The organism is Extibacter sp. GGCC_0201 (genome assembly GCF_017566055.1).
Classification (GTDB): Bacteria; Bacillota; Clostridia; order Lachnospirales; family Lachnospiraceae; genus Extibacter.
In genome coordinates this window covers 1-214 of sequence record NZ_JABFCH010000232.1, presented here as the reverse complement: position 1 = coordinate 214, position 214 = coordinate 1, and the positions used below count along the sequence as shown (strand labels likewise).

Genomic DNA, 214 nt, shown 5'->3' with positions numbered 1-214 from the left:
TGTCCTCTGGACGTATACCACCGCAGGGGGGAGCTTCACAAAGACAGCATCCTTTGACAAAAAGGTACCGAAGAAGACATTTACCCTGAACATCCAGAAAAAGGACGCAGAGACCGGGGCGGGCCTTACGGGGGCAGTTTTTTCCTTGTGGGCTTATGACGGAAGCGTTTATAGCAAGAAGCTGGGGATATTCACAGATAAAGGCGGCGGAAAA

Annotated in this window: 1 protein-coding gene; it reads left to right on the top strand. The window is 50.9% G+C overall.

The window, feature by feature from the left end; translation table 11 throughout:
* Positions 1-214: hypothetical protein (locus HJV72_RS19360; protein ID WP_208073504.1), on the top strand; the 214-nt coding region annotated here is incomplete at both ends.